Genomic DNA, 9,811 nt, shown 5'->3' on the forward strand with positions numbered 1-9,811 from the left:
GAAGTAGGACCGGAGGACCTGCTTGAGCGGGTCCTTCTTCGCGGCCTTCTTGAAGGTGTAGTCCGTGCCGTACTTCATGTACGGCTCGTGGTACTGCGGCTCCCAGGAGAGTTCCTGGATTTTCTGGTGAGCCTTCGCCAAGCTCTGACGGCTCATCTTTCCTCCTTGATCGACCTGCAGTGGTGGAGCCCGACGGGAGTCGGTGCCTCCGGAGCGGCCCGCGCTGTCCGGGCCTGGTCGTGCCGGTGGTCCTCGGTGCCTCACCTCCTCGGTGGACCGGTTGCGCCCGGTCCGCTGTGCTCGATCGCCAGGTGGTCTGTGCGGTCCCCGCGCCCGCGGACGGTGCCGGTCGCCGCCACCCGCGCCCGCCACTCCCGCATCGCGGTGGCGGCGACGTCGCGGACGGCGTCGGTGAGCGCGGCGGAGTCCTGCGCGAACCGGCGGGCGGGGCTGGAGACCGCGATGCTCGCGGCGACCCGGCCGTCGGGCGCCACGATCGGCGCACCCACGCAGCAGAAGCCCTCCGCGAACTCCTCGCGGTCGATCGCGACGCCCTCGCGGCGGACCCGCGCGAGCTCCCGCGCGAGGCCCGGCGTCGTCGTGATCGTCGTGGCGGTGAAGGCGGCACGGTCGGTCTGGGCGAGCAGCAGCTGCTCGATCTCCGCGGACGTCGCGCACAGCGCCTTCGTGACCGCCAGCGCGTGCGCCTGGGCGACCGGGATGCGCTCGCGCAGGTCGGGGATGCGCGCCAGGCCCTGGTGGCCGCGGGCGTCGACGATGACCGTCGCGTCGCCGTCCCACCGGGCGAGGTAGGAGCGCTGCCGGGTGCGGCAGTAGAGCTCGGTCACCGCGTCGGCGAGGCTCTCGGGGAGCTCGTAGCGGCTGACCGGGTCGTCCTCGCGGCGCAGCGGGCGCAGCGCCTCGCGGGCGTCATCGAGGTCCAGGACCCGCGCGATGCCCGGCTCCGGCTCGTCGTCGGGCTCCGGCGCGGTCTCCTCCCCGGCGCCGCCCCACGCGTCGCCCCACGGCGGCCCGTCGGAGAGGCGGTAGGTGCCGGCCGGACCCCCGCGGCGGGCGTAGCCCTCCTGGCAGAGGGTGTTGAGCAGGTACCGCGCGGTGGCCGCACTCTTGCCGAGCTCGACGCCGAGCTCCTCCGCGGTCACGCCGGCCGCCGCGGCACCCAGGTAGCGCAGCGCGGCCAGTGCCTCGGCAGCCGTCTTGAGGGAGCGGCCGGAGCCGGCGACGCGGGTGCCGGTGCGGTCCGTCATGCGCGCTCCCTCCCGTGCGGCGGTGGTGGTGCCGATGCGGCCCGTGGTGGCGGGTCCGTCCCCGGTGGTGGCCGGGTCCGGGTGCGTCCGTCGCCGGCTGGTCCCGGCGAGACGCAGGTCACTGAACGCCCAGGACAACCCTGTGGTCAACATCACCGTTTCGGTGTGCAGATGCTGCACATGACCGCCGAACCGGCGTTCGACGCCGTTCGTCGCAGGTCAGCGGCCTATCGGAGCGCCGGGCGGAGCCCCGGGACGGCCCCGCGTGTCTCAGAGGGAGACATCTCAGAGCAAGATCTACTCGTGCTCCGGCAGCACCGGCACGGTCGTCCCGGGGTCCCGCCCGAGCTGCGTCGCGCGGTTGACCGAGGCGGCGCCGAACCGGGCGCGGACCGCGTCGAGGGTGCGGTCGAGGGCGGCCGCGTCCCGCGGCGCGTCCCCCGCCCCCGCGCCGGCGAGCGCCGAGCGGGGCTCCTCCCGGGCGTCGAGGGGCAGCTCGAGCTGCTCGCGGTCCTCGCCCGAGAGGTTGGCCAGCGAGAGCCCGATGAGCGTGATCCCGCGGTCGAGGATCATCGGCATGGCCTCGCCGAGCAGGTCGCGCGCGGCCTGGTCGATCGGCGCGGTCTGCGTCGTCGCGGCCCGCAGGGTGACCGACCGGGTGACGCGGGCGAAGTCGTCGAACCGGAGCCGGAGCACGACGGTGCGGCAGGCCCGGTCGCCGTCGCGCAGCCGCCGGCCGAGCCGGTCCACGATCCCGGCCAGGATGGTGTCGAGCTCCTCGGGCGAGCGCCGCCCCCGCCCGAGCGCGCGCTGCGAGCCGATGGAGCGGCGTCGCACCCCGGGGGTGACCGCCCGGGGGTCGGAGAACGTGGCCAGGGCGTGGATGTGCCGGCCCGCGGCGCGCCCGAGCAGCGACACCAGGGAGGGCTCCCCCAGGTCGGCGACGTCGGCGACGGTGTGGATGCCCAGGGCGTGCAGCCGCCCCGCGGTCACCCGGCCGACGCCCCAGAGCCGCTCCACCCGCAGCGGGTGCAGGAACTCGCGCTCCCGGTCGGGGTCGACGACGAGGAGCCCGTCGGGCTTGGCGACCCCGCTCGCCACCTTCGCGAGGAACTTGGTGCGCGCGACGCCGACCGTGATCGGCAGGCCCACCTCGGCGAGGACCCGGCCGCGCAGCCGTGCGGCGATGTCCTTCGGGGTCCCCACGAGCCGGGCGAGCCCTCCGACCTCGAGGAACGCCTCGTCGACCGAGAGCCCCTCGACCAGGGGCGTGGTGTCGCGGAAGATCGCGAACACGTCCTTGCTCGCTGCCGAGTAGGCCTCCATGCGGGGCCGCACGACGACCGCGTCGGGGCACAGCGCCCGCGCCTGGCGGCCGTTCATCGCGGTGCGCACCCCGGCGTCCTTCGCCTCGTAGCTGGCGGCGAGCACCACGCCGCCCCCGACGATGACGGGCCGTCCGCGCAGCTCGGGGGCGTCGCGCTGCTCCACCGAGGCGTAGAAGGCGTCCAGGTCGGCGTGCAGGATCGTCGCCGCTGCCCCGCCGCCGGTGGACACGAACACATGTTCCCACGACGAGGTCACAGCGCACCCGGCGTTCGGCCCCTAGGGTGAGGTGACGTGACCACCCGACTGCGGGCCAGCCGGGACTACCCCCACGACGTGGCCGACTTCTCCGTCGCGCTGGCCGACCCCGAGTTCCACCGCGCGCGGCTCGACGCGGGCGGTGGCGGCGAGATCGAGCGCCACCGGACCACCGGGACGCCGGACGACGGCACCGTCGAGGTCGTCGTCCGCCAGCCGGTGCCGACCGGCCAGGTGCCGCCCGCGATCGGGCGGCTGCTCACCGGCGGGCTCGTGCTGCGCCGCACCGAGCGGTGGCGGCTGAGCCCCGAGCGCTGCGACGGCGAGGTGGAGGTCGCGGTGCCCCGTGCGCCGGTCCGCGCCGAGGGGACGATGAGCGTCGCCGCGGCGGGCGTCTCGGGCTGCCGGCTCGCGGTCGACGTGGCGGTCACGGTCACCATCCCGCTGGCGGGCGCGCTGGTCGAGGGCGCCGTCGCCGACGGGGTCCGATCGCTCACCCGCGTCGAGCACGACAACATCACCCGCTGGCTCGACGCGCACACGGACCGGGAGTCCTGATGCCCGCACGCCGCACGCGCCTCGGGCGCGGCGACCGCGTCGTCGTCACCTCGCCCTACGGCAGCCGCCTCGGTACCTACGACCTCACGACCGGCGAGGTGTCCGACGTCGCGCCGACGTTCCGCGCGACCTTCGTCGCCGAACTCGACGACTGGCTCGTCGCCCACGACCTGCCCCGGTTCCCGGGGTTCGGGGACGACGAGCCCCGGCGGCCGTCGCGACGGCGCCTCACCGACACCCTGCGCATCCCCCGCCAGGGCGGACCCCGCCCGCGCGACCGCGCGCACAGCGGCGCGCCGGCGCTCGAGGCCGGGCCGGCGACGCCGTCGGAGGGCTGGTCCGCCGACAGCGCGGACGGCTTCCGCGCCGACGCCTTCGTCGACACCGGCCGCCGCTCCACCGGCGAGGACGTGGCCGAGACCGACGACTGGGAGGACCTCGCCTTCCACGGGCCGGACCACGGCCTCCTCCGCGAGGCGGCCCGCGCCCGCGCGGCCGGGCACCGGGAGCGCGACCGCGAGCTGCGGCTGCGCGCCGACGGCCGGCACGCCGTCGCCGACGCGCTGGTGCGCGAGTCCGCCGGCCCGGGAGCCGGCCGCCGCGGGTGGCGGATGCTGCACGGCATCGACATGGCCGTCGGGGGCGAGACGGTGACGCTGGACCACCTCGTCATCGGGACGCCCGGGGTCTTCGTCGTCGAGGTCCGCCACCACCCCGGCGGGAAGGTCCACGCCTCCACCACCGGCCTCGAGATCGACAGCCGGCAGTTCGACCTCGCCCGCATCCGCACCCTCGGCGAGGAGGTGCACGACCGGATCGCCGAGGCGATTGCGCTCGCCGCGGGGTTCGAGGAGGTGCTCGACCCACCGCCTGTGACCCCCGTCATCGCCGTCGTCGGGGCCACCATCGTCACCCACAGCCGCCCCCGCGGGGTGATCGTCGCCCGCGCCGGGGACCTCGCGCGGGCCATGCGCAGCCGCGGTGAGCGGCTCTCGCCCGCCGCCGTCGAGGAGACCTACGCCGTCGCGCGCCGCTCCGACACCTGGCTGCCATGACGGTGCTGGACGTCCGCACCATCTGGGCCGAGCCGGCGTCGCTGGCCTCGATGCGCGGCCAGGAGGTGCTCGCGCGCTCCCCGCCGCCGAGGTCGTCGAGGTCGACTCGCACCGGGCCATCCCCGACCTGCACGGCGAGGCCGCGAAGGTGTCGCGCTGGGTGCGGGTCAAGGCCGAGAACCTCGTGCTCGGGGAGAAGGAGTCGCTCACGGTGCGGCTCAACGGGCGCTCCGCGGACTTCAGCTCGACCTGCGGACCAGCTCGATCGACAAGCGCATCGCGGCTGTCGACGACTTCGTCACCGCCGGCTACGAGGTCCGCCTCAACTTCTCGCCGGTCGTGCTGCGCGAGCGCTGGCAGAGCCGGTGGGCGGCGCTGCTCGACGAGCTCGGCGAGCGGCTCTCGCCCGCCGCGCGGGAGCAGGCGGCCTGCGAGGTCATCCTGCTGACCCACAACGAGGGCCTGCACGAGGTCAACCTCGGCTGGCACCCGCACGCCGAGGACGTGCTCTGGCATCCCGAGGCCCAGGAGCCCAAGCGCTCGCAGAACGGCCAGGACAACGTCCGCTACCGACGCGACGTCAAGCGGCGCGCGGTCGCCCGGTTCCGGGAGCTGGTCGAGGTGCACGCGCCCTGGCTGCCGATCCGGTACGCGTTCTGAGGATGCCCGGAGCCGGGACGGGGGCCGCGCCCACGCGCGCCGACCGCCGGGCCCGCGGCGCCGTCATGGCGCTCTTCGCGGTCAACGGCGCCACCTACAACTCACTCGTCCCGCGGTTCCCCGCGCTGCGCGACGGGCTCGGGCTGTCGAACACCGAGCTCGGCACCGCGATCGCGGCGTTCCCGGGCGCGGCGCTGCTCGTCGGGGTGCTGGCCGGCCCGCTGATCGCGCGGCTGGGCAGCGGGCGGGTCGCGGCGGCGGTGTCCCTGGTGGGGGCGCTGCTGCTGCCGCTGGTGGCGCTGGCCCCGGCGTGGTGGGCGCTGGCCGCGGCGCTGTTCCTGCTGGGTGTCACCGACGCCTGGACCGACGCCGCCATGAACGCCCACGGCCTCGTCGTGCAGGAGCGCTACGGCCGCTCGATCATCAACGGCCTCCACGCGACGTGGAGCGTCGCCGCGGTCGGGGCGGGCCTGCTCGGCGCGGCCGCCGCGGGGCTCGGGGTGCCGGTGGCGGTGCACCTGGCGGTGGTCGGGGCGGTGCTGGCGGTGGCCTCGGCGCTGGCGTGGCGGGCGGTGCTGCCCCCGGAGCACCACTACGCCGTGGTGCACGACGGGCCCGGCCTGCGGGGGGTGCTGACGTCGTGGCACACCGTCGCACCGCTGCTCGCCGTCGCCGGGCTGATGGTGTGCTCGGGCGCGGTGGAGGACTCCTCGGCGTCGTGGGGGGCGGTCTACCTTCGCGACGACCTCGGGGCGGGCGCCTTCGTGGCGGGTCTGCCGTTCGTGGCGTTCCAGACGACGATGACCCTCGGGCGCCTCGCGGGGGACCGGGTCGTGGACCGTTTCGGCCCCGTGCGGGTGGCGCGGACCGGCGCGCTGGTCGCGATGGCGGCGCTCATGGCAGCGCTGCTGCTCGCGCACCCGTGGGCGGCCGTCGTCGGGTGGGCGCTGGCCGGGCTCGGCGTGGCGACGCTCTTCCCGCTCGCGTTCGCGGCGGCCGGGACCGTACCGGGGGTACGGGCGGGGGACGGCATCGCCGTGGTGGGGTTCCTCGCGCGGCTGGGCTTCCTGACGATGCCGCCGGTCATCGGGGCGATCGCCGACGCCTCGTCGGTCGGGACCGGGCTGCTCGTGGTGCCCGTGGCCTCCCTGGGTGCCGCGGTCGTGGCCGGGGCGCTGCGGTCGCGGCCGGGCGCGTCAACCCCGGCGGCTTCCGCGCGAGGGGGGCCCTCGGCCGGTTAGAGCGGCCGGATCCTCCCCTCGCGGCACGGGCGGGAGACTCGTGCGCCGTGACCCCCGACGAGGCCGCCGCCGCGCTCACCGCCGCGCCCGGGGAGCTGGACGCGACCGTGGCCGACCTCCCGGGCGTACCCGGCCTGCTCGCGTGGTGGGCGGCACCCTCGGTGCTCCCGGCGCTGAACGGGGCGGCGCACCCGGCGGCCGACCTGCGGCTGCTCGACCTCGGGACCGCGACGATGCTGCGCAACCGCGTCCGCCGTCAGGACCTCTACCGGACCGGGGTCTCGCGCCTGCGCCGGGTCGTGGCGGGCCTGCTGCTCGAGGAGCTGGCGCTCGCGCCGACGTGGGCCGCCGACGTCGTGCTCCCCAAGGCCGACGAGGAGCGGCTCACTGCTTGGCTGCGGGCGCGGCTGGCCCTGACCTGGGTCCCCGACGACGACCGCGAGGCCCACCGGTCGGCGGTCGCGGCGCTGCTCGGGCCGGCCGGGCTCGAGTCGGCGGGCGCGCACGAGGCGGAGCAGCGCTACGTCGCGGCGGCCGGGGAGAAGGCGCCGCGCGAGGTCGGGGCGCCGTTCCGCCGGCCGTGAGGGCCCGCTGGCCGTGAGTGAGCGGCGCCGACCTGGCGTTGGACGCCAGGAACGTGCCGTTGCTGCCGTTCGGGGCGCGCCGCCGGCCGTGAGTGAGCGGCGCCGTCCTGGCATTGGACGCCAGGAACGTGCCGTTGCTGCCGTTCGGGGCGAGGCGGCGCCCCTCACGCGTGCCGGACGCACCGCCGCGCCGCGGGCCGGGCCTCGAGCCGCTCCCCGGGGATCGGCCGCCCGCACACCTCGCAGACGCCGTAGGTGCCCGCGTCGAGTCGCCCGAACGCCGCGTCGACCTCGGCCAGGTCCGCCCGGGCCCGTCCCAGGAGGGCCTGGGCTTGCGCGCGGTCGTAGGCGATCGTCTGGCCCTCGGGGTCGTGCTCGTCGTCGCCGGAGCTCGCCGAGGCGGTCTCGACGATCCCCGCGATCTGCGCCTCGAGGGCGGCGATCCGGGCCTGCGTCGCGGACCGTTCGGCGGCGAGGTCCTCCGCGGCGCTCACCTCACCGCACCGTGGTGAGGGCGGCGTGCACCAGCTCGATCACCACCGGGGTGTCCGCCGGGAGCGTGATCACCTCGCCGTCGAGCTGCAGCGGGAGCTCGTCGACGGTCCGGAAGCGCAGGCGCCGGGCGCTCGGTTGCCAGCCCAGTCCGCGCCACGCGGCCCGGATCCCCGTGAGCAGGAGCCGGAAACGACCCCGATGGGGGATGCCGACGATCTCGAAGCGGCCGTCGGCCGGGTCCCCGCTGTCGGAGAGGCGCACGTACTTCGCCATCTCGGAGAGGTTGGCGATGATGAGGCTGTCGTAGCGGTGCCGCCCGAGGAACTCGCCCACCCCGACGCCGCGGTCGGTCTCCCCCTCGAACGCCTCCAGCTCGATCTCGAACGGCCGGAAGCGCAGGAACTCCCGCACCGTGGTCACGAGCTCGCGCATCGACCCCTTCCCGCTGCGCTCCAGGGAGAGCGCCACGACGGGGGTGATGCCCAGCCCGATGTAGGAGTGGGCGTAGCGCGGCGGGTTCGGCCCGACGGTCAGCCGCAGGACGTCGAGGTGCTCGACGACGCCGTCCGCGATCGCCTCGGCCAGCGGTCGACGGCGGGTGACCCGCCGGTGGTCGTTGGCGTTGCCTGCCGAGGCGACCGCGACGACGGTGCCGGTGTGCGTGCCGTCGCCGCCGGCCATCGCCCCGTCGACGACCTCGTTGTAGCCGCCGTCCCCGGACACCGACACCACGAGCGGGCGGTAGGTCCGCGCCGCGCTCTCGGCGATCCGGCGGGCGTGCCCGGCGTACTCGGTGGGGACGAGCTCGACGTCGAGGTCCGGCGCGAGCCGTCGCAGGTCGCGCGCGAGGGTGTGCGCCTTGCCCTCGCCGCCGCCGGAGCTCGTGGGGTTGTAGACGAGCAGCACGCTCTCGTACGGCCGGGTCGCGGGCGGACCGGGCACGGGGGACGCGGCGGACACACCGTCAGCTTACGTCCGCGCGGGGTCCGACCAGCGCCGCACGGCCTCGAGGAAGTAGTAGTCGGCGTAGACGATCCCCACGTCGACCTCGTCGTCCTGCGGCTTGCCGCCGGTGGCGTGCGCGAGCAGCGCCGGGCCGGCCGGGGCGACGTCCTTGGTGGCCAGCTCGTCGAGGGTCTCGCCGGCGGCCTGGCGGTAGCGGGCGCCGTCGGCGCCGCCGACCTGGTCGGCGAGGTCGAGCAGGCCCGCTGCCGCGACCGCGGCCGCCGAGGTGTCGCGCTCCTCGGTGGGCTTCGAGAAGTCCCACGCCGGGACGCGGTTGCCCGGCGAGGTGTGGGCGAGCCACCAGTCGGCCGCCTTCACCGCGGCCGCCCGCAGCTCCGGGTTGGCCGCCGCCCGCGCCTGCGCCGCGAAGCCGTGGATCGCCCAGCCCTGCCCCCGCGACCACGTCGAGTCCGGGGACGCGCCCTGCCACGTCTCGCGCTCGAGGAACGCGCCGGTGTCGGGGTCGAAGACGGCGACGTGGGCGGTGCTGCCGTCGGGTCGCATGTTGGTGCGCGACGCGGTGAGGGCGTGCTGGGTGGCGATGTCCTGCCATGCCGGGTCGCCCCCGGGCAGGGACGCCGCCCGGTCCAGCAGCGCCAGGTTCATGGTGTTGTCGATGATGACCGGGAAGCGCCAGGCGCCGCGCTTGTCGTCGTCGCCCTCGGTGTCCCAGCTCTTGATCGCGTGGACCTTCGGCGAGTAGCGGGTGGCGAGGGACCGGGCGGCGGTGACGACGTCGTCGGCGCCGGTCCCGGTCGCCTGCAGCTGGGCGCCGAAGCTGTCGTCGACGACGAAGCCGAGGTCGTGGGTGTCGGTGCGGTGGACCTGGGAGGCGATGGGGGTGGTCCAGCGCTGGGCGCGGGCGGTCCAGGCCTGGTCCCCGGTCAGCTCGCGGGACAGCCAGAGCTCCCCGGGGAAGAACCCCGAGGTCCAGTCGGAGACCGGGTTGACCGTCCAGGTCGTCTTGCCCCGGTCCACGGAGCGGGGATAGCCGGCGGCCGGGTCGAGCTGGTCGGCCGCGGCCGCCAACCGCAGGTAGGCGGTCGGCAGGACCTTGGTCACCGACGCGGGCAGCGGCCCGGCCGGTGACGGCGCGGCCGACGACGAGTCGGCGGCCGGGTCGGCCGCCGGGGCGCTCTGCCCGCACCCGGCCAGCAGGGCACCCACGAGGACCACAGCAGCCACACCCGTCACACGGCGAGACTGCCCCGCCACACGTCCGGCACCCGCCTCGTCCGACGATCTACCCACCATCGAGCCACCCCCGGTGTCGGCGGCACCGTAGCGGGCGACCCCCGGGCGAGCGAACGGCACTCTCGCTCACCCGGAAGCAGCGAGAGTGCCGCTCGCACCGGCCCTAG

The 9,811-nt window shown here is 76.0% G+C and carries 10 protein-coding genes; 5 read left to right on the top strand and 5 right to left on the bottom strand.

Annotated features, from left to right (window positions below):
- Positions 1-260 precede the first annotated feature (260 nt).
- Positions 261-1,268, bottom strand: a complete 1,008-nt coding sequence (locus tag VGH76_RS04290; protein ID WP_331555375.1) for an IclR family transcriptional regulator — start codon at positions 1,266-1,268, stop codon at positions 261-263.
- A gap of 297 nt (positions 1,269-1,565) precedes the next feature.
- On the bottom strand, positions 1,566-2,831 hold the full coding sequence (gene dinB, locus VGH76_RS04295; protein WP_331555376.1) for a DNA polymerase IV: 1,266 nt from the start codon (positions 2,829-2,831) through the stop codon (positions 1,566-1,568).
- A 57-nt stretch (positions 2,832-2,888) separates the two neighbouring features.
- On the opposite strand from dinB, the gene VGH76_RS04300 reads away from it, so the two are divergent.
- The 5 genes from VGH76_RS04300 (at position 2,889) to VGH76_RS04320 (ending at position 6,950) form a co-directional block, all read left to right on the top strand.
- Positions 2,889-3,410: a DUF2505 domain-containing protein gene (locus VGH76_RS04300; protein WP_331555377.1), complete on the top strand. Its 522-nt coding sequence runs from the start codon at positions 2,889-2,891 to the stop codon at positions 3,408-3,410.
- Entirely contained in the window at positions 3,410-4,465 is a 1,056-nt protein-coding gene (locus tag VGH76_RS04305) for a nuclease-related domain-containing protein (protein ID WP_331555378.1), read from the top strand. Before VGH76_RS04300 ends, VGH76_RS04305 begins: the two co-directional genes overlap by 1 nt.
- A gap of 276 nt (positions 4,466-4,741) precedes the next feature.
- Positions 4,742-5,125, top strand: a complete 384-nt coding sequence (locus tag VGH76_RS04310) for a hypothetical protein (protein WP_331555384.1) — start codon at positions 4,742-4,744, stop codon at positions 5,123-5,125.
- A gap of 2 nt (positions 5,126-5,127) precedes the next feature.
- Entirely contained in the window at positions 5,128-6,366 is a 1,239-nt protein-coding gene (locus VGH76_RS04315) for an MFS transporter (protein WP_331555379.1), read from the top strand.
- A gap of 47 nt (positions 6,367-6,413) precedes the next feature.
- Positions 6,414-6,950, top strand: coding sequence for a GIY-YIG nuclease family protein (locus VGH76_RS04320; protein ID WP_331555380.1), 537 nt, complete (start codon positions 6,414-6,416; stop codon positions 6,948-6,950).
- A gap of 164 nt (positions 6,951-7,114) precedes the next feature.
- On the opposite strand, the gene VGH76_RS04325 is transcribed toward VGH76_RS04320, so the two are convergent.
- The 3 genes from VGH76_RS04325 to VGH76_RS04335 are packed head-to-tail and all read right to left on the bottom strand — an operon-like array spanning position 7,115 to position 9,635.
- Entirely contained in the window at positions 7,115-7,444 is a 330-nt protein-coding gene (locus VGH76_RS04325) for a TraR/DksA family transcriptional regulator (RefSeq protein ID WP_331555381.1), read from the bottom strand.
- A 1-nt stretch (position 7,445) separates the two neighbouring features.
- The gene (locus VGH76_RS04330; RefSeq protein ID WP_331555382.1) at positions 7,446-8,405 is read right to left on the bottom strand and encodes a diacylglycerol/lipid kinase family protein; all 960 of its coding nucleotides are present in this window, start codon (positions 8,403-8,405) and stop codon (positions 7,446-7,448) included.
- A gap of 9 nt (positions 8,406-8,414) precedes the next feature.
- Positions 8,415-9,635, bottom strand: a complete 1,221-nt coding sequence (locus tag VGH76_RS04335) for a hypothetical protein (protein ID WP_331555383.1) — start codon at positions 9,633-9,635, stop codon at positions 8,415-8,417.
- Positions 9,636-9,811 lie beyond the last annotated feature (176 nt).

This window comes from Actinomycetospora sp., assembly GCF_036497585.1.
Classification (GTDB): Bacteria; Actinomycetota; Actinomycetes; order Mycobacteriales; family Pseudonocardiaceae; genus Actinomycetospora.